Below are 19,883 nucleotides of genomic sequence, written 5' to 3'. Positions count from 1 at the left end.
CTATCCTTTTAAGGTAGGAGATTTTTTTAATAAGAAAAGAAGTATAAAATTTATGTACATAAAGGTCCAGCTCCAGCGCCTAGGCCCTCGAGGTCAAATAACCTGATGCAAGAAAAGTCATAGTGCGACTTATTTGCATCAGAACATTCGCTTGTCGGGCCTAAACCATGCGCTTGCGCTTTTCTAATTAGGAGTGAATAAATATATGCAAACTGAGGAAGTCATTATTATCGGTGGAGGACCTTGTGGTTTGGCCGCGGCAATCGCACTTCAAAATAAAGGTTTCCAACCGGTTATCATAGAGAAAGGGAATATTGTTAATTCCATCTATAATTACCCAACACATCAAACATTTTTCAGCTCTAGTGAAAAGCTCGAGATTGGTGATGTCGCTTTTATCACAGAAAATCGAAAGCCAGTAAGAAATCAAGCATTGGCTTATTATCGCGAGGTAGTAAAACGAAAAAAAATAAAGGTGAATGCATTTGAAAAGGTTCAAGAAGTACAAAAACTGGCAACTGGACATTTTCAAGTAAATACGACGAAAGCTCAATATATTTCAAAATACGTGGTAATTGCAACTGGTTATTACGACAATCCTAATTACATGAATATACCAGGTGAAAATCTTGCTAAGGTTTCTCACTATTTTAAAGAGGCACATCCGTATTTTGATAAAGATATAATAGTAATTGGTGGTAAAAATTCAAGCATTGATGCAGCGTTAGAACTAACAAAGGCGGGGGCAAGGGTTACTGTATTATATCGAGGCAAAGAATATTCACCAAGCATTAAGCCGTGGATTTTACCTGAGTTTGATGCCCATGTTCGGAATGGAACAATCACCATGGAATTTAATGCACAATTAATAGACATTACATTAGAGAGTGTGCGGTATTCGATAAATAATGAAGAAAAGAAAATTAAAAATGATTTTGTTTTTGCAATGACTGGGTATCACCCAGACCAATCATTCCTCCAAAAAATGAATATAGTAATTGATTCTGAATCGGGAAGACCGTCCTATAATCCAGATACAATGGAATCCAATATAAGTGGTATTTTTATCGCAGGTGTCATTGCAGCGGGTAATAATGCAAACGAAATTTTCATCGAGAACGGGAGATTCCATGGAGATTTAATTGCGGAATATCTTGCGGACAAAGAATAAATCTATAAATTTCTAGCTTATACGTATGATATGTATTTTCAAACGTATAAGCTAGACTTGTCAACTATCTATCTTAAGAACATTTCTTGTAATTGTTGATGATTATTTGTAATTTCTAATGCTACTAAGAGCTTAATCCTTGCTTTTTGGCCATTTAACCCATTTGAGAATATGACACCAAGTTCTTTTAGTTGTCGACCACCACCATCATAGCTGTAAACATCTTGGACATAACCATTAAAACACCGAGATACTAAAACAACAGGTATACCACTATCAATCAACTTTTTAAGTTCACTAACCATCGTTGGAGGAAGATTTCCTTGACCTAGAGCTTCGATCACTAGACCGTTAATATTCATCGTTTTAACAGCTTGAATAATTGATCCATCCATACCAGCATACGCCTTTAATAAAACAACATTTTTCTTAATTTTCTTAATACCATATGTGTCTCTGTCAATCGGTATATGGTGGAATGAAACACCTCTTTTCGAGACGATTCCAATTGGTCCATATTGTGGACTTTGAAAGGTTGCAATATTACTTGTATGAGTTTTAGTAACATTCTTCGCAGTATGTATTTCATCGTTTAAAACGACTAGAACCCCTTTGCCTTTTGCACTATCACAAGCAGCCACCCTAACAGAAGAAATTAAGTTATATGGACCATCTGCGCCAAGCTCATTACTTGACCGCATTGCACCCGTGACAACGATTGGAATATCAGATTGAACAGTTATATCTAAAAAATATGCTGTTTCTTCAAGTGTGTCAGTGCCATGTGTAATCACGACGCCATCAATCTTATCTTGAATAATACTTGATTCGATACTCTCTTTTAGTATTTGCATCTCTTTACTTGTAATATGTGGCGATGGTAAATGAAATAATTCCTTCACTTCAATATTTGCGATGGAAGAAAGCAATTTTGTGGATTGATGGAGAGGATTGTGATTATCTGGGTGAACAGTACCATCTATATCCTCCATCATCGCGATTGTTCCTCCAGTATGGATTATTAGAATTTTTTTCATCGTATTCTTCGCTCCCTAATTCTAAGATAGAAAATTCATCCAATTCATTTGTTCTTATATTTTCATTTTAATAATAACATGTTACGATAAAAGAAAAAGCGACTCATAAAAAAATATTAATAGAGGGAAGAAAAGAGGACAGATATGTTGGCGGTTATAGCCGCAGGAGTTGCACCAGGGCTCGCCTTATTAAGTTATTTTTATTTGAAAGATAGATATGATACAGAACCCTTTGTGATGGTCTTTCGAATCTTTATATTTGGTGCAATACTTGTGTTTCCAATTATGTTTATTCAATATATTTTAGAGGTTGAAGGAATCGTAAAATCAGGCTTTTTACAAGCATTTTTTGCAACAAGTTTGTTGGAAGAATTTTTTAAGTGGTTTATTTTATACTATACGGTCTTTCAGCATATTGAGTTTGATGAACCATATGATGGAATTGTATATGGCTCAGCTGTTTCATTGGGGTTTGCTACAGTAGAGAATATTTTATATTTACTTGCAAATGGTGTTGAGTTTGCGGTAGGCCGTGCGCTACTCCCGGTGTCCAGCCATGCTCTATTCGGAGTTATAATGGGCTTTTATTTAGGGAAGGGGAAGTTTTCAAAGCTAGAATTAAGGAGAAAATGGATATTTCTTGCACTATTGATTCCATTTTTTCTTCATGGTTTATATGACTATATTTTAATGACCCAAGAAAAATGGATGTATTTTATGGTTCCATTTATGATTTTTTTATGGTGGTTTGGACTGCGCCGTCTCAAATTAGCCAATCATACTAGATAATCTTATCTCGAATCATGCGCCTGACTATATGTTAGGCGTTTTTCTATTTATTCATTATAAACTTCTGAATAAAATACCATTCTCTACAGAAAATACTTGTAAGTATATATAGAAAAATGGTTAGGGAGGTAAATTAGCTATGAACATTAGAAAGATGGTAATGTTCCCTGTACTACTAATTCTATTTAGCTCTATCATTTTTGGAGTTAGTGACAATAGTAATGTCAATGCGTTTACGGGACAAGTGATTCAAAAAGGGGCAACAGGCGATGATGTAATCGAGTTGCAGTCAAGATTACAATATAACGGTTATTACCATGGTATCATCGATGGTGTATATGGATGGAGTACGTATTGGGCAGTTAGAAACTTTCAAAAAGCGTTTGGTCTAGAGGCAGTTGATGGATTAGTAGGTGAGAAAACAAAGGAAATGTTATTACGTGCAACGAAATATAATAAACAGTTTGTGTATGATAATTTAAAAAAGGGTAATCGTTTTACCCATTATGGAGGTGTGCAGTGGGAAATACAAACAGCACCTTCAAAAGCAAATATAGAAAAAGCAAAGATTAGTGCAGAAGAAAGAAAAAATGAAATTGAAAAGAAATTAATAATACCGGAACAGACACAAAATCAACAAGCGCAAAATAATCAACAACAACAAAATGAAAAGCAAACAAATAATCTGCAACAGAAGAAAAGTCCAGAAAAAGAACAAAATCAGCAACTGAAAGAGCGAAATCAAAAAAAACAAGAACTAGATTCACAAAAAAATACCGAAAAGCAGCAAAAACAACCGGTTAAAGAACCTACCGCAAAAATTCAAGAAAAACAAACGAAACCAAAAAAACAAGGTCCAGCAGCAGTAAATATGCCGGGTGGATTTTCACAAAATGATATAAAACTGTTGGCCAATGCCGTTTATGGAGAGGCACGAGGAGAACCTTACATTGGTCAGGTTGCAATAGCGGCGGTTATATTAAATCGTATCAATAGCCCAAGTTTTCCAAATACAGTCTCAGGTGTAGTTTTTGAGCCGCTAGCCTTTACAGCAGTAGCAGATGGACAAATATGGCTGACTCCTAATGAGAAAGCTGAAAAAGCAGTTGTTGATGCTTTAAATGGGTGGGATCCAACTGGGGGAGCTACTTACTATTTTAATCCTGCAACAGCTACAAGTAAGTGGATTTGGGGTAGACCTCAAATCAAGCGGATTGGAAAGCATATATTCTGTAGATAGATTGAAAGGTGTGTGACTATGGTACGAGGTATTTTAATCACGATACTTACGATAGGAATTATTGGAACTGGGTACTGGGGCTATAAGGAGCATCAAGAAAAGAATGCAGTTCTAATTCAAGCAGAGAATAATTATCAAAGGGCTTTTCATGATTTAACTTATCAAGTGGATCTATTACATGATAAGATCGGTACTACATTAGCAATGAACTCGAGAAACTCACTTTCTCCAGCATTAGCTGAAGTATGGAGAATCACGTCAGCTGCACATTCTGATGTAGGTCAATTGCCTCTTGCTCTTCTACCATTTAATAAAACAGAGGAGTTTTTAAGTGATATCGGTGACTTTAGTTATCGAACCGCTGTACGTGATCTTTCTAAGGAACCACTATCAGAAGAGGAATACAAAACTTTAAAACAGTTATATACAAATGCTGAGGATATTCAAAAGGAACTTCGTACAGTTCAACATCTTGTTATGAAAAACAATTTACGATGGATGGATGTAGAATTGGCTCTTGCTTCAGGCGAAAAACAGGCAGATAATACTATAATTGATGGATTAAAAACAGTTGAAAAAAATGTTGCAGCATATGCTGAAAGTGATTTTGGAGCAACATTTACAAGTATGAAGAAGAACAATGGAAAGTTTACAAATATCAAGGGGGAAACAATTGACAAAGAAAAGGCGAAGGAAATTGCAAGAAAATTCCTTCGACTAAAAAGTAATGTAGAAATATCTGTTGTTGAAAATGGAAAAGGCTCAGAAAATGATTTTTACAGCTTAACTATTAATGAGCCGGATACGAAGATCGATACTTATATGGATATCACTAAAAAGGGTGGATATCCAATATGGGTTTTAAGGAATCGGGATGTAAAAAATGGGAAGTTAAGCTTAAATGAGGCATCAAACAATGCATCAAAATTTTTGAAGGAAAATAAATTTGAGAATCAAGAGCTTTTCGAGAGCGCTCAATATGATAATATCGGAGTGTTTAATTTTGTAAGATCAATTGATGGAGTACGTGTGTATCCTGATTCAATAAAAATGAAGGTAGCACTTGATGATGGGAATATAATTGGATTTACAGCTAGAGACTATTTAATGGCAAAGGAAAATTACTCTATCCCAAAACCAAAAATTACAAAGACGGAAGCGGAAAAACAACTCAATCAAAATCTTGATATAATGGAAGATCGTTTGGCAATTGTCACAAATGAATTAAATGAAGATGTCCTTTGCTATGAATTTTTAGGAACAATCGAAAATGATACGTACAGAATTTTTATTAATGCAGAAAATGGGTTTGAAGAAAAGGTAGAGAAGTTGAAAAATGCAGAACGTGTGTATGATGGAATGTAACTTTAAGTAATAAATTTGAAAGTGGGAAAGCAATCTTTTGCTTTCCCTTTTTTTTATAAAATGATTTAATTAAAGTATAACAAGTGATTTTATTCTGTAAAGTGAGTGATTAAATTGTTGAAAATTGGAGATACAATAAACCTTGAGCCAATTTATAATCCAAGTGGTGAAAAATACAAATGCAGGTTAGTTGAGAGAATAGATAACAAATTATATATTGACTATCCCATAAATGAGGAAACAGGGAAAACAGTATATCTATTGAATGGAACACAATTAAAAGCCTTTTTTATAGAGAATAATACATCTGTATATTTTTTTGATACAACTGTTTTAGGAAGAGTAAAGCAGAGTATTCCAATGATTGTTATTTCTTACCCTGAAGATGAAAGCTTATTCCGTATTCAACGGAGACAATATGTTAGAGTTGAAACACCAGTGGACGTTGCAATAGAAAGCATACAAAATGAATTTAATCCTTTTGTTTCAATTACCCATGATATTAGTGCTGGTGGGGCATCGCTAATCTTACCTACAAAAGTAGATGTCGAGCCTGGAACAGTAATTAAAACCCTATTTGTATTGCCCTCATTATCTGAAGATAACCAATACATTACTTTAAATAGTAAAGTTATCAGAAAGGTGGAGGGGAAAAAAGGGGAAAGGAATAAAATTTCTACCCAATTTATAGATACAACAGAAAATGAGCAACAACTATTAATTAGATTTTGTTTTGAGAGGCAATTAGAAATGAAAAAAAGAGGAATTCAAAATTAGGAATAAATATTGCATTAATTTTGCATAATAAATATAAAAAGCTTTTTAGGGTGTGATTATGCAAAATGAAAAAGGTTGAACGTATTTTAGTAAAGCTTGCAATTATCCAGTTAATCTTCTTACTTCTTGCCCAGTTTCTATTATTATATAGTCCACTAACTCCTTATATTACACGAATGATTGAGTATGAAGGAGTTAATCAATCAAAGTCTACCGAAATAATTGAAACATTTCATCAGAACAATTAGAATAAAATGCAGGGGAAACCTGCTTTTTTTCGTATATGTTGTAAAAATTAATGGTCACTTTTTTAGGAGGAATACTTGAAATTATGAGTAAAAAAATTTCGATTGCAATTGATGGACCTGCAGCAGCAGGAAAAAGTACTGTTGCAAAAATTATTGCTGAAAAATTATCTTATATTTATATAGACACTGGTGCGATGTACCGTGCTTTAACATACAAGGCTATACAGGAATCATTAGATTTGGAATGTGAAGAACAATTAATTAATACTTTACAAATTATTGAAATTGAGTTAAAGCCGAGTGAAAATGGGCAACTTGTTTTTATTAATCAAGAAAATATTACGGACAAAATTCGTGATCAGGATGTTACAAGTGCTGTTTCAATTGTTGCAAAACATCGTAAAGTGAGAGAAGAAATGGTACGTCGCCAGCAAAATTTTGCGAAAAATGGTGGAGTAGTAATGGATGGACGAGATATTGGTACCCATGTCATTCCTCATGCTGAGGTGAAAATATTTTTATTAGCATCAGTTGATGAGAGAGCACTACGTCGACACGAAGAGAATACAGCAAAGGGGTACAATTCAAATTTAGAAAAGCTGAAAGAGGAAATTGCACTTCGAGATAAATTAGATTCGGAACGAGAAGTTGCCCCATTAAAAAAAGCTGTGGATGCAATAGAAATTGATACAACATCTCTTAGTATACAAGAGGTTGTATCGCGGATAATGGAAATTGTTGAGGGTAAAAATTGATACATATGAGTTTATCCTTGATTCAATAATAACTTAAAAAAATAAGTAGATTAGGAGTTTCTACTTGACAAATAGTATCATTTATTAGAAGTTAATTAAAAGAATATTTTTATAATTTGCTTTGTTGGAGGGTATAGGAATGGCAGAGGACATGAATCAAGTAGAGGTTAAAGAATTTAACGTAGGTGACGTCATCACTGGTAAAGTAACAAAGATTGAAGAAAAACAAGTTTATGTTGAGCTTGAAAATAGTAAATTAGATGGAATCATCCCAATAAGTGAGCTGTCTAGCCTACATGTTGAGCAGGCAAGCGATATTGTTTCAGAGAACGATGAAATAGAATTAATTGTTATAAAAGTTGAAGAAAATGCTTTGATTTTATCTAAAAGAGCAGTATTAGCGAACAAAGCATGGGATGAGCTTGAAGAAAAATATCAATCAGGAGAGGTTTTTGAAGGTGTTGTTAAGGATGTAGTAAAAGGTGGTCTAGTTATTGATCTTGGCGTTCGTGGTTTTATTCCAGCATCATTAGTAGAAAACTATTTCGTTGATGACTTTTCGGGATATAAAGACAGAGTGTTAACAGTAAAGGTTGTTGAATTAGACCGTGAGAAAAATAGAGTTATTTTGTCACATAGAGCAGTCGTCGAGGAACAACAAAAAAATCAAAAGCAAGCAGTTTTAGCTTCAATTAAAGTTGGGGAAATAGTAGAAGGTAAGATACAGAGAATAACTGATTTCGGTGCTTTTGTTGATTTAGGTGGAATTGATGGGTTAGTACATATATCCCAACTCTCACACGATCATGTTTCTAAGCCGTCAGATGTAGTTAATGAAGGACAATTAGTTAATGTAAAGGTATTATCAATCGATCGCGATAATGAACGTATTTCTTTATCAATAAAAGAAACATTACCAGGACCGTGGGCTAATATTTCCGAAAAGCTTTCGGTAGGGGATATTGTTGATGGAAAAGTAAGGAGACTTGTTTCATTTGGTGCTTTTGTTGAAGTGTTACCAGGAGTGGAAGGACTTGTTCATATTTCTCAAATTTCAAATAAGCATATAGGTACCCCACATGAGGTGCTAAAAGAAGGTGAACAAGTTAAGGTTAAAGTACTTGAAGTGAATGAAAAAGACCAGCGAATCTCATTAAGCATTAAAGACTTGGAAGAAAATTTGGAAGAAGATTATCGAAACTATGAACCACAAGAAGAATCATCCGGATTTCAACTTGGAGAAATGATTGGGGATCAGTTGAATAAATTAAAATAATAATAAAGGCTCTCACACATTTTTGTGAGAGCCTTTTGTATGCTTTTTAAATATTATTTTCTTTATTTATTTCTCGTGCTTCTTTAGGCGTATCCAATGTTGTTGCTCCCGGATAGTTAATAGATTGGTCTCTATCTGATTCAACCCTATGTGACTTCTTGAGTTTTTTCATTTGTCTATCCTTTCCCATGATTTGAGCCCTCCTTTTCATCATTCTTATTGTGTCGTAATTGATAATTTCATATTCATTTCTCATTTCTGGATTAATTTTAATAAATTCTACCTATACTGGGGATAGCAGGAGGTGGTCATGTGGAAGGGGCTTATTTTTATTGGATTTCATGGTTGGCATGGGTAATATGTACATTCTTTATGAATAAAGGAAAGCAACGAACGAATATAGCCATTTTGCTATTACTATTAATTATTTTATCTCCACACTATATTGATATAGGAAATACAAAATTAAACGTAAATCTCATCATCATTCTATTATTTTGCTACAAAGAATTATCGGTAAAAACAATGAAACAACAACTGTACATATTTATATGTGTTTTTACAATTTCAATGGCGTATGGAAGTTTTCAATTATTTGAATTATTTGATCCTGTATGGTTACTCTTTGACCGAAAGTGGATGTTTTCTGTCATTTTAATATATATTACGTTAATGATTTTTAAAGATATAAAATCCAGAATAATTGGTTTGTTAATTGGTGCAATTCAAGGTGATATTTTATTTGGATTTGTATTAAGTAAATTACAGTTTCAATATGTAATTGGTTCTTTTGTATTTCTTGATGTAGCAGCTATCAGTGCTTTTATAATAATTATGTGGACTGGTCTTGAGGAATTATTCAAACACTTTGATCTTCTTTTTCAAAAGAATTCGAAACAGAAACACGGATAATGAACCTTATATTGTAGATTATCGTTGTTGTAAACATACATTTTTGATAAACTAAGATATCTAGACCCCTTCTTTCTTTAGAAGGGTTTTTTACATAGAAATGTATTTGTGTGATATAACTAATAAGACAAGTTGTTAGAAGGGAAGAAAAATTGTGGCAAAACCAATTGTAGCAATTGTTGGAAGACCAAATGTAGGGAAATCAACAATTTTTAATCGTGTAGTAGGAGAAAGAATATCAATCGTAGAAGATGTCCCAGGGGTAACTAGGGATCGTATATACAGTTCTGGAGAGTGGCTAAATCAAGAATTTAATATTATTGATACAGGTGGAATTGATATAGGTGATGAGCCTTTTCTTGCGCAAATCAGACATCAAGCTGAAATAGCCATTGATGAAGCGGATGTTATCATTTTTATGACAAGTGGTCGTGAAGGTGTTACTAGTGCGGATGAGGAAGTTTCAAAAATCCTTTACCGTTCAAAAAAACCGGTTGTTTTAGCAGTCAATAAAGTTGACAACCCTGAAATGCGTGAGTCTATCTATGATTTTTATGCACTTGGCTTTGGAGACCCGATTCCTATCTCAGGGTCACATGGTTTAGGATTAGGAGATTTATTAGATGAGGTCATCAAACACTTTCCAGAAGGAATTATTGATGATTATGATGATGAAACCATTAAATTTTCTTTAATTGGTAGACCTAATGTAGGTAAATCTTCACTAGTAAATGCGTTACTTGGAGAAGAAAGAGTTATTGTTAGTGATATAGCAGGAACAACAAGAGATGCGATTGATACAACCTATTCAAAAGAAGGCCAAGAGTATGTAATAATTGATACAGCTGGGATGCGAAAAAAAGGTAAGGTTTATGAAACTACGGAAAAATATAGTGTTTTACGAGCTCTCAAAGCTATCGAAAGATCTGATGTTGTTCTAGTTGTCTTAAATGCTGAGGAAGGGATTATTGAGCAAGATAAAAAGATTGCTGGTTATGCTCATGAAGCGGGTAGGGCAGTAGTAATTGTTGTTAATAAATGGGATGTAATTGACAAAGATGAAAAAACAATGAAGGAATTTGAAGGGAAAATTAGAGATAATTTCCAATTTCTTGATTATGCTCCAATTACTTTTCTATCTGCTAAAACGAAGAAACGTACACATACATTACTTCCTATGATTAATTTGGCAAGTGAAAATCATGCGATGAGGGTTCAAACTAATGTATTAAATGATGTTGTAATGGACGCGGTAGCTATGAATCCTGCTCCTACAGATAAAGGTGTTCGTCTACGAATTTATTATGTAACACAAGTTGCTGTCAAACCACCAACCTTTGTGGTTTTTGTGAATGATCCTGAGCTTATGCATTTTTCTTATGAAAGATTTTTAGAAAATCGAATTAGAGATGCTTTTGGTTTTGAGGGTACTCCAATCAAACTCATCGCCAGAGCAAGAAAATAAGTTTGTAGGGGAGGATTGTGAAAAGTATGGAGAAAATTACCGTAATTGGTGCGGGTAGTTGGGGAACTGCATTAGCGCTTGTATTAGCAGATAATGACCATGAGGTTAGACTGTGGGGGCATCGAAAAGAGCAAATTGTAGAAATTAATACATATCATACAAATTCGAAATATTTGCCATCCATTCATTTACCGGAATCTATTATTGGCTTCGAAAACCTACAAGAAGCATTATCCGGCGTACAAACAATCATTTTGGCTGTTCCCACTAAAGCAATTAGGGAAGTTCTTCAACAAATTTGCAAGGAAACTACTTTACCATTAACAGTAGTCCATGTTAGTAAAGGGATAGAACCAGATTCATTAAAAAGAATTAGTGAAATAATTGAAGAGGAAATGCCACCAGACCTATTACAAGATGTGGTGGTTTTATCTGGACCAAGTCATGCGGAGGAAGTAAGTTTAAGACATCCTACTACCGTAACGGCATCTTCGAAGAATATGAAAGCCGCTGAGTATATTCAGGACTTATTTATTAATCAACATTTCCGAGTTTATACGAATCCAGATGTAATTGGTGTGGAAATTGGTGGTGCTCTAAAAAACATCATTGCACTAGCAGCTGGAATTACGGATGGTCTTGGCTATGGGGATAATGCAAAAGCTGCTTTAATTACAAGAGGTTTAGCTGAAATTGCTCGATTAGGGGCGAAGATGGGGGCCAACCCGTTAACATTTTCTGGGTTGACAGGTATAGGTGACTTAATTGTTACTTGCACAAGTGTCCATTCAAGAAATTGGCGAGCTGGAAATCTATTAGGGAAAGGACATAGCCTTCAAGAAGTACTGGACAATATGGGAATGGTTGTAGAAGGGGTTCGAACGACTAAAGCTGCTTATCAATTAGCGCAAAAGATGGATGTTAGTATGCCAATTACATTTGCACTGTATGATGTGTTATTCAATGATAAAGAAACAAAGGTAGCTGTTGATTCGCTTATGTCTAGAGGTAAGACGAATGAAATGGAAGATCTTACAAATATATTAGGTGAGAAATTTTAATTGAAGGCTAAAACATACTTCACAGTCCTGAATTACAATGCATATCATAAATCTGAGAATAGAAATCTCGGTGTAGCGATTTTAAAACCCCGATACTAATAAATATGTGATAAAATCAGTGCTATTCTTGAAATATGGGCATTAGACGATACATTTATTGCTTATTTCGCATAAAATGCAACGTACTACATTGTGAGTTGAACTTTTCGGGTCAAGGGAGTATTTAGTTTTTAGAAACTGAAGTAGAGATGCCCCTCTTTACTTCAGTTTTTTTAGTTTATATATCAATTCTATGGTATAATACTTGACGAATATAAAGTGTGAGTGTTGGACAAGGGGTGAGGATATTGACACCAGGGCTTATTAAAATGTGGTTTGCTCTTGCAGCAATGGGATTTATGTTTATTGCTATCATTTCTATTTATTTTAGCAGATATAAGTTAAAAGGCTTTCTGAAACCGCTTATTGCAACGATTGCATACATATTTATGATTCTAGCAGGAATCATCATCTTTTTCGTTGTTTTTAGTGGACCAGTAAATGAATAGGGATACATAACGTTAGGATGGAGTATATAAATATGAAGTTAACTATTAAGTTTTTGATAATCATATCTACTATTTTTTTGCTTTCAGGATGTTTGTATCCTGAAGAACGATTAAAGCAAAACGAAATCCCATATAAAGACCAATTGGCCACAGTACAATCAGCTGTCGACCAATACCAGAAGGAAAGCAACGGCTTACTTCCAATTAAAACAAGAGATATGGAAACACCTATTTACCAAAAGTATCCAATTGATTTTAAGAAAATATCACCAAAATACATGGCAGAACCACCGGGAAATGCATATGAAAGTGGCGGGGTATATATTTATGTTCTAGTAGATGTTGAGACTAACCCAACTGTAAAGCTACTAGATTTGAAAATAACGGAAGAAATACGTGATTTAAATTTACGTGTAGATATATACAAATCATCGAACGAATATCCACCATTTAAAGATAAGATTGATACTTCTGTTTTTACATTGGATTATAAAAAACTGGGATATAAGGAGGAGCCGTTTGTTGTTAGTCCTTTCACCGGTAAAAATCTTCCCTTAGTCATTTCGAACACTGGCGAAATATTTATCGACTATCGAATGGATTTATATGAATATTTAAATAAGTACGAGAGTAAATATAATAAAGGTGATGATATTCGGGACATTCTTGTAAATAACTCAATGTTTGTTCCCACAAATTCATTGTCATATACAATTGATAATAATAATGAACCAATTTTTTTAATTAAATAAGTCATGAACCCTTCTTTTAGGAATAAACTCTAAAAGAAGGGTTTTTTTATTCAAAAAGAGAGACTGTAATGGTACATATCATTATAGAGAAATTTTTAAAAAGAAATAGTCATAATTAAATAGGACAACGTCATACAAATATAATGTCCTAGAATATGTAGTAAACGGATAAAATTATCCCAAGAACTCTAAAATCAGGAGGGGATCACTTGGAAAAGGTAGATATTTTCAAAGATATCGCTGAGCGAACTGGTGGCGATATATACTTAGGAGTAGTTGGCGCAGTAAGAACCGGTAAATCTACTTTCATAAAAAAATTCATGGAACTAGTAGTCTTACCGAATATCGGTAATGAAGCAGATAAAGCGCGTGCACAGGATGAATTACCACAAAGTGCAGCAGGAAAGACCATTATGACTACAGAGCCAAAATTCGTCCCAAATCAGGCGGTATCTGTACATGTTGAAGAGGGCCTCGATGTAAATATTCGCTTAGTTGACTGTGTTGGATATACCGTTCCAGGAGCAAAGGGGTATGAAGACGAAAATGGTCCTCGAATGATTAACACTCCTTGGTATGAGGAACCAATTCCTTTTCATGAAGCCGCTGAAATAGGAACGAGAAAAGTAATCCAAGAACATTCCACAATAGGCGTTGTGGTTACGACCGATGGATCAATAGGAGAAATTCCTCGTAAGGATTATATAGAAGCAGAGGAAAGAGTAATCGGCGAATTAAAAGAGGTTGGTAAACCGTTTATAATGGTGATCAATACGGTGCACCCACATCATCCAGAAACAGATTCATTAAGACAAAAGCTAAATGAAAAATATGATATCCCTGTACTGGCGATGAGTGTTGAAAGTATGCGAGATTCCGATGTATATAATGTACTTCGCGAAGCATTATATGAATTCCCAGTTTTAGAGGTGAATGTGAATTTGCCAAGTTGGGTAATGGTTTTAAGGGAGGATCACTGGTTACGAGAAAGTTATCAAGATGCTGTTAAAGACACAGTTCAAGATATTAAACGATTAAGAGATGTTGATAGAGTGGTTGGGCAATTTAGTGAATATGATTTTATTGAACAAGCAAGCTTGGCAGGTATTGAAATGGGTCAGGGAGTAGCTGAAATAGATTTGTATGCTCCGGACGATCTATATGATCAAATACTGAAGGAAGTAGTTGGAGTTGAAATTCGCGGTAAAGATCATTTGTTGCAGCTCATGCAAGATTTTGCTTATGCAAAAGCAGAGTATGATCAAGTAGCAGATGCATTGAAAATGGTAAAACAAACAGGGTATGGAATTGCTGCACCGGCACTTTCGGATATGAGTCTCGATGAACCGGAAATTATTCGTCAAGGTTCAAGATTTGGTGTACGCTTAAAAGCAGTTGCTCCATCAATTCACATGATTAAAGTGGATGTTGAATCAGAGTTTGCGCCAATTATAGGTACAGAAAAACAGAGTGAAGAACTCGTACGTTACTTAATGCAGGATTTTGAAGATGACCCACTATCCATTTGGAATTCTGATATTTTTGGAAGATCACTAAGTTCCATCGTTCGAGAAGGAATTCAAGCAAAACTATCATTAATGCCAGAGAATGCCAGATATAAATTAAAAGAAACGTTAGAGCGAATTATTAATGAAGGCTCCGGTGGATTAATCGCAATAATATTGTAGGTTTTAGGCTCCTCAAAAGGGAGTCTATTTTGTTTTCATTTACTTTCTTGCATTTATAAGAAGAAGTATGATAATCTTTTAGCAATCATTCTCTGCATATTTGGGTAATAATACCTAAAAAGGAAAGAATTTTGTTGAAATATATTGAACAATGTCAAATTATCGTTTAATATTAGCGTGTTAGGATTTAACTAGTTCATAAAATTGTATAGAATTAGCAAAATCTTAGTTAAAATGTATGATACCTGTAAGTTAGATTTATTTCTTTTAAATTTGAGCTATATTTTTTGGGAGGAGGTGAATAGCATGAACAAAACAGAATTAGTTAACGCAGTAGCTGAAAGCTCTGAACTTTCTAAAAAGGATGCTACAAAAGCAGTTGATGCTGTTTTTGATTCAATTCTTGAAGCGCTTAAAAATGGTGATAAAGTACAGTTAATCGGTTTTGGTAACTTCGAAGTACGTGAGCGTGCAGCACGTAAAGGACGTAACCCGCAAACTGGTGAGGAAATTGAAATCGCAGCAAGTAAGGTTCCTGCATTTAAACCAGGTAAAGCACTTAAAGACGCAGTAAAATAATTACATAGACAAGCTATGTGCAAGAATTGTAGAAAAGGGTCGTATCAAGCGACTCTTTTTTGTTTTTAATCCATTTTTATGCTAGAATCAGAAATTATTGATAGTGGGAATGAAGGAGGGGTTATTATGACTCCGATTAATTATGGGCAGATTGAATATGCAGTCAAATTAATATTAGAGGCGATTGGAGAAGATCCAAATCGAGAAGGGTTACTTGAAACTCCTAAGCGTGTAGCTAATATGTATGCTGAAGTTTTCTCGGGTCTACATGAAGATCCAAAAGAATATTTTCAAACGGTTTTTGGAGAAGATCATGAGGAACTAGTTCTTGTAAAAGACATCTCCTTCTATTCAATGTGTGAACATCATCTTGTCCCATTTTTTGGACATGCACATGTTGCCTATATTCCGCGTGATGGGAAAGTTACTGGACTTAGCAAACTTGCACGTGTAGTAGACGCTGTTTCAAGGCGACCACAGCTGCAGGAAAGAATTACTTCTACTATCGCTGACTCAATCATCGAAACTTTAAATCCCCATGGTGTAATGGTTATTATCGAAGCAGAGCATATGTGTATGACAATGCGAGGCATTAAAAAACCTGGAGCTAAAACAGTTACTTCTGCTGTTAGAGGAATATTTCAAAAGGATCCTGCTGCTAGAAGTGAGGTATTATCACTAATTAACAATTGACATTACGTATAAATTAAGAGATATTAATGAAAGATTACCTTTCGTTGTATAAGCAAAGGGGAGAAAAAAATGAATAATAATACAAATCCAGATTTTATTGTGATAAAAGCAATTGAAGATGGTGTCAACGTTATCGGACTTACAAGGGGCTCTGATACACGTTTTCACCATTCTGAAAAACTAGACAAGGGTGAAGTTATGATTGCTCAATTTACCGAGCATACATCTGCTATAAAAGTACGCGGAAAAGCAGTCATCCAAACTACTCATGGAGAAATTGAATCAGAAACAAGAAAATAAAAGCAGGGTTTGATTCCCTGCTTTTCATTATGAAAATGGGCAAAAGCCTATTATCTATGTTATAATAACGTTGTTTACAAGCGTAATTATAGAATAAAGATATATTAACTACAAATTGGGGAAACAAGGGTGATTGAAGTGCAAGACATCAAGAAATTGATTGCTGATTTAAAGGAGCAGATTGAAAAAAAAACGAAGCATTCTTACTTGCAAAAGTATATTGCTTCTCCAATTATAGATGAAGATAAAATCCTACTATTATATTCAATTTATGAAGAATTGCAAATAAGCAGGGAGCAGTTACAAAATTATGTTATCACAACAATGCTCGTCCATATTGCACTTGATACTCATGATACAGTCCCCAAAAATACGATAATTTCAAGTAAATCCCTTAAAAGTCAACAATTATCTGTTCTAGCTGGAGATTATTTTAGTGGCTTATATTATTACTTTTTAGCAGAAACAGATGATATAATGTTGATTCGTACTTTAGCAGAGGGTATTAAAGATGTAAATGAAAATAAAATTTCTTTATATCGTAATGACCCAGAGCATGTAGACAAGCTCTTTTCCTGTATTGAGAAGATTGAATCTGCAATTATCAGTAAAATATCAAATCGCTTTCAAATATCGAAATGGGGATACCTTGCATCAAATTTTTTATTGCTGAAACGACTCATTCAAGAGAGAGAGCAATTTTTGAATAAAGGATGTTCATTACTTTTTGATTCACTAAAAAGAATTCTTGGCAAAGATCAAGAAACTTATTTATTAAATGTGTATGATCGCTATACAGACCATGTAAGAAGCATAATTGAAAAGGTCCTGCATTCTAACCCCAATATGAATGAATTATTAGCTACTAGAATAAAGGAACTCATTTTTAATAGTGGATCTATTATGAATAAGATTGTGGAAGAAGGGTAACGCATGCAACAATCTAAAGAGCAACGTGTACATCACGTCTTTGAAAAAATATATAAAAATTATGACCAAATGAACTCCGTTATTAGCTTTCAACAACATAAGGCTTGGCGAAAAGACACGATGAAACGTATGGCTGTAAAAAAAGGAGAATCTGCCTTAGATATTTGCTGTGGTACGGCTGATTGGACAATTTCACTTGCCAATGCTGTCGGTTCTACAGGAAAGGTAATTGGATTGGATTTTAGTAAAAATATGTTAAAGATAGGTCAAGAAAAAATTGATGCACTTAATTTGGGTCAAGTTACACTCATGCATGGTAATGCAATGGAGCTTCCTTTTGAGGACAATTCCTTTGATTATGTTACAATTGGTTTTGGTCTAAGAAATGTCCCGGATTATATGCAAGTTCTAAAAGAAATGTATAGAGTTGTAAAACCTGGGGGCAAAGTTGTTTGCTTGGAAACATCACAACCAACTGTTATTGGATTTAGACAACTGTATTTCTTTTATTTTCGATTTGTAATGCCGGTATTTGGGAAGCTATTTGCTAAAAGTTATCAAGAATATTCTTGGCTCCAAGAATCTGCGAGGGATTTTCCTGGTATGAAGGAATTAGCGGGAATGTTTGAACAAGCAGGTTTAAAAAATGTCGAAGTAAAGCCTTTTACACTTGGTGTTGCAGCAATGCATTTAGGTTATAAAAGATAAAATCCTCAAGTCATATTTTGTAAATTAAGGTGAATTTAATGAAATTATCATTGATGTATTCCTATTTGAATACAGATTTAGCACTAATAGAGAAAGAATTGGAAGCTACCATTCAGGGTGAACACCAAGTTCTTCAACAAGCAGGTCTACATTTAGTTCAATCTGGCGGGAAGCGACTTCGTCCTGTATTTGTTCTACTTGGTGGTAAATTTGGTAACTATGATATTGAAAAGATAAAAAATGTTGCAGTTGCTCTGGAATTGATCCATACTGCATCCCTCGTTCATGATGATGTAATTGATGATGCCGATATGCGACGCGGGAAACCAACAATTAAAGCAAAATGGGACAATAAGATTGCCATGTATACTGGTGATTATATTTTAGGAAGTTCCTTGGAAATCATTACTAGATTAAATAATCCATTATTGCATAAATATTTATCCAATACGATTGTTGAAGTATGTCTTGGTGAGATTGAACAAATTCAGGATAAATATGATTTTAATCAAAATTTACGCAATTATTTGCGAAGAATCAAGCGGAAAACGGCACTACTTATTGCAACTAGTTGTCAACTTGGTGCAATTGCAGCTGACGTACCAAGCGATATTCATAAAAAATTATTTCAGTTCGGTTATTATGTAGGTATGTCTTTTCAAATAACAGATGATATTTTGGATTTTACAGGTACTGCTGAACAGCTTGGAAAACCTGCAGGCAGTGATCTGCTGCAAGGTAATGTTACTCTACCTGTGCTTTATGCATTAAATGAAAGTACTTTAAGAGATCAGATTATTCAAGTATCTGACAAAACAACCCCTGTTGAAATCAAACCTCTTATTTCTTTAATTAAACAATCTGGAGCTATTCAAAAATCAGAGGAGCTTAGTAATCTTTATCTAGCAAAAGCCTTTCATGTATTAGAAGAATTACCTCCAAATAAAGCGAGAAATACGCTTTATAATATTGCGAAATTTATTGGGAAGCGCAAATTTTGAGTTAAGTAAAAAATAGTAAGTTGAAAACCAATCAAAATAGTGTTACTATTTTGATTGGTTGGGAATTTAGACAACTAGTATACATACTTAACGGGGTGGAGAAATAATGGAAAAAACATTTTTAATGGTAAAGCCTGATGGGGTACAACGTCAACTAATTAGTGAGGTAGTTTCACGCTTTGAAAGAAAGGGCTTTCAATTGGTAGGAGCTAAATTAATGTCTATCCCAAAAGAGCTTGCGGAGCAACATTATGGTGAGCATAAGGAGCGTCCTTTTTTTGGTGAATTAGTTGACTTTATTACTTCTGGACCAGTATTTGCGATGGTGTGGCAAGGAGAAAACGTTATCACTACTGCACGTCAAATGATGGGAGCTACTAATCCGAAAGATGCTGCACCAGGTACACTTCGTGGGGATTTTGGTTTAACTGTTGGAAAGAACATTATTCACGGGTCAGACTCCCTAGAGAGTGCAGAACGTGAAATATCTTTATTCTTCAAAGAAGAAGAAATTATTGGGTATACTAAGTTAATAAACAACTGGATCTATTAATTCTTTTTAACCGGCACAGTAAATCGTGCTGGTTT

At 34.4% G+C, this 19,883-nt stretch carries 23 protein-coding genes; 21 read left to right on the top strand and 2 right to left on the bottom strand.

Features of this window, described 5'->3' with window-relative positions; translation table 11 throughout:
- Positions 1-205: 205 nt before the first annotated feature.
- Positions 206-1,171 carry a YpdA family putative bacillithiol disulfide reductase gene (locus MJG50_RS05505; RefSeq protein ID WP_240253462.1) on the top strand — a complete coding sequence of 322 codons (966 nt, stop codon included), beginning with the start codon at positions 206-208 and terminating at the stop codon, positions 1,169-1,171.
- Between the two features lie 68 nt (positions 1,172-1,239).
- Here the strand turns inward: MJG50_RS05505 and MJG50_RS05500 are convergent, their stop codons facing one another.
- Positions 1,240-2,208 carry an asparaginase gene (locus MJG50_RS05500; RefSeq protein ID WP_240253461.1) on the bottom strand — a complete coding sequence of 323 codons (969 nt, stop codon included), beginning with the start codon at positions 2,206-2,208 and terminating at the stop codon, positions 1,240-1,242.
- A gap of 144 nt (positions 2,209-2,352) precedes the next feature.
- Here MJG50_RS05500 and prsW point away from each other — a divergent pair, with 144 nt between their 5' ends.
- The 7 genes from prsW (at position 2,353) to rpsA (ending at position 8,658) form a co-directional block, all read left to right on the top strand.
- Positions 2,353-2,997 (top strand): glutamic-type intramembrane protease PrsW, encoded by a 645-nt coding sequence (gene prsW, locus MJG50_RS05495; protein WP_240253456.1) that lies wholly within the window; start codon positions 2,353-2,355, stop codon positions 2,995-2,997.
- 139 nt (positions 2,998-3,136) lie between these two features.
- Complete coding sequence (gene sleB / locus MJG50_RS05490) at positions 3,137-4,237, top strand: spore cortex-lytic enzyme (protein ID WP_240253455.1); 1,101 nt, start codon at positions 3,137-3,139, stop codon at positions 4,235-4,237.
- Positions 4,238-4,255: 18 nt separating this feature from the next.
- Positions 4,256-5,602 (top strand): germination protein YpeB, encoded by a 1,347-nt coding sequence (ypeB, locus tag MJG50_RS05485; RefSeq protein WP_240253454.1) that lies wholly within the window; start codon positions 4,256-4,258, stop codon positions 5,600-5,602.
- Positions 5,603-5,716: 114 nt separating this feature from the next.
- Entirely contained in the window at positions 5,717-6,379 is a 663-nt protein-coding gene (locus MJG50_RS05480; RefSeq protein ID WP_240253453.1) for a flagellar brake protein, read from the top strand.
- 65 nt (positions 6,380-6,444) lie between these two features.
- Positions 6,445-6,627, top strand: coding sequence for a DUF5359 family protein (locus tag MJG50_RS05475; protein ID WP_240253451.1), 183 nt, complete (start codon positions 6,445-6,447; stop codon positions 6,625-6,627).
- An 83-nt stretch (positions 6,628-6,710) separates the two neighbouring features.
- Entirely contained in the window at positions 6,711-7,382 is a 672-nt protein-coding gene (gene cmk / locus MJG50_RS05470; protein ID WP_240253450.1) for a (d)CMP kinase, read from the top strand.
- A gap of 139 nt (positions 7,383-7,521) precedes the next feature.
- Complete coding sequence (rpsA, locus tag MJG50_RS05465) at positions 7,522-8,658, top strand: 30S ribosomal protein S1 (RefSeq protein ID WP_240253449.1); 1,137 nt, start codon at positions 7,522-7,524, stop codon at positions 8,656-8,658.
- Between the two features lie 46 nt (positions 8,659-8,704).
- Here the strand turns inward: rpsA and MJG50_RS05460 are convergent, their stop codons facing one another.
- The gene (locus MJG50_RS05460; RefSeq protein WP_240253447.1) at positions 8,705-8,848 is read right to left on the bottom strand and encodes a YpzI family protein; all 144 of its coding nucleotides are present in this window, start codon (positions 8,846-8,848) and stop codon (positions 8,705-8,707) included.
- 122 nt (positions 8,849-8,970) lie between these two features.
- Here MJG50_RS05460 and MJG50_RS05455 point away from each other — a divergent pair, with 122 nt between their 5' ends.
- The 13 genes from MJG50_RS05455 to ndk all read left to right on the top strand — a co-directional run bounded on the left by MJG50_RS05455 (position 8,971) and on the right by ndk (position 19,848).
- Complete coding sequence (locus MJG50_RS05455; protein ID WP_240253445.1) at positions 8,971-9,570, top strand: YphA family membrane protein; 600 nt, start codon at positions 8,971-8,973, stop codon at positions 9,568-9,570.
- Positions 9,571-9,724: 154 nt separating this feature from the next.
- Positions 9,725-11,035: a ribosome biogenesis GTPase Der gene (der, locus tag MJG50_RS05450; protein WP_240253444.1), complete on the top strand. Its 1,311-nt coding sequence runs from the start codon at positions 9,725-9,727 to the stop codon at positions 11,033-11,035.
- Between the two features lie 26 nt (positions 11,036-11,061).
- A complete protein-coding gene (locus tag MJG50_RS05445) occupies positions 11,062-12,096 on the top strand; it encodes an NAD(P)H-dependent glycerol-3-phosphate dehydrogenase (RefSeq protein WP_240253441.1) in 1,035 nt (344 codons plus the stop codon).
- 347 nt (positions 12,097-12,443) lie between these two features.
- Complete coding sequence (locus tag MJG50_RS05440; RefSeq protein WP_240253439.1) at positions 12,444-12,644, top strand: DUF2768 domain-containing protein; 201 nt, start codon at positions 12,444-12,446, stop codon at positions 12,642-12,644.
- Positions 12,645-12,676: 32 nt separating this feature from the next.
- Positions 12,677-13,396 (top strand): YphF family lipoprotein, encoded by a 720-nt coding sequence (locus tag MJG50_RS05435; protein ID WP_240253437.1) that lies wholly within the window; start codon positions 12,677-12,679, stop codon positions 13,394-13,396.
- A 209-nt stretch (positions 13,397-13,605) separates the two neighbouring features.
- The gene (gene spoIVA / locus MJG50_RS05430) at positions 13,606-15,084 is read left to right on the top strand and encodes a stage IV sporulation protein A (protein WP_240253435.1); all 1,479 of its coding nucleotides are present in this window, start codon (positions 13,606-13,608) and stop codon (positions 15,082-15,084) included.
- Positions 15,085-15,390: 306 nt separating this feature from the next.
- Positions 15,391-15,663 (top strand): HU family DNA-binding protein, encoded by a 273-nt coding sequence (locus MJG50_RS05425; protein ID WP_240253433.1) that lies wholly within the window; start codon positions 15,391-15,393, stop codon positions 15,661-15,663.
- Between the two features lie 126 nt (positions 15,664-15,789).
- A complete protein-coding gene (gene folE, locus MJG50_RS05420; RefSeq protein WP_240253432.1) occupies positions 15,790-16,356 on the top strand; it encodes a GTP cyclohydrolase I FolE in 567 nt (188 codons plus the stop codon).
- A gap of 69 nt (positions 16,357-16,425) precedes the next feature.
- The gene (gene mtrB, locus MJG50_RS05415) at positions 16,426-16,656 is read left to right on the top strand and encodes a trp RNA-binding attenuation protein MtrB (protein ID WP_240253430.1); all 231 of its coding nucleotides are present in this window, start codon (positions 16,426-16,428) and stop codon (positions 16,654-16,656) included.
- Positions 16,657-16,785: 129 nt separating this feature from the next.
- Entirely contained in the window at positions 16,786-17,586 is an 801-nt protein-coding gene (locus MJG50_RS05410; RefSeq protein WP_240253428.1) for a heptaprenyl diphosphate synthase component 1, read from the top strand.
- A gap of 3 nt (positions 17,587-17,589) precedes the next feature.
- Positions 17,590-18,294 (top strand): demethylmenaquinone methyltransferase, encoded by a 705-nt coding sequence (locus MJG50_RS05405; protein ID WP_240253426.1) that lies wholly within the window; start codon positions 17,590-17,592, stop codon positions 18,292-18,294.
- A gap of 38 nt (positions 18,295-18,332) precedes the next feature.
- Positions 18,333-19,295, top strand: coding sequence for a heptaprenyl diphosphate synthase component II (gene hepT, locus MJG50_RS05400; RefSeq protein WP_240253424.1), 963 nt, complete (start codon positions 18,333-18,335; stop codon positions 19,293-19,295).
- Positions 19,296-19,401: 106 nt separating this feature from the next.
- On the top strand, positions 19,402-19,848 hold the full coding sequence (gene ndk, locus MJG50_RS05395) for a nucleoside-diphosphate kinase (protein WP_240253422.1): 447 nt from the start codon (positions 19,402-19,404) through the stop codon (positions 19,846-19,848).
- The last annotated feature ends 35 nt before the right edge of the window (positions 19,849-19,883 follow it).

It is taken from the genome of Fredinandcohnia quinoae (genome assembly GCF_022427965.1).
Classification (GTDB): domain Bacteria; phylum Bacillota; class Bacilli; order Bacillales; family Bacillaceae_L; genus Ferdinandcohnia; species Ferdinandcohnia quinoae.
The sequence above is the reverse complement of the archived record's forward strand: the minus strand, read 5'-3'. Positions and strand labels throughout refer to the sequence as shown.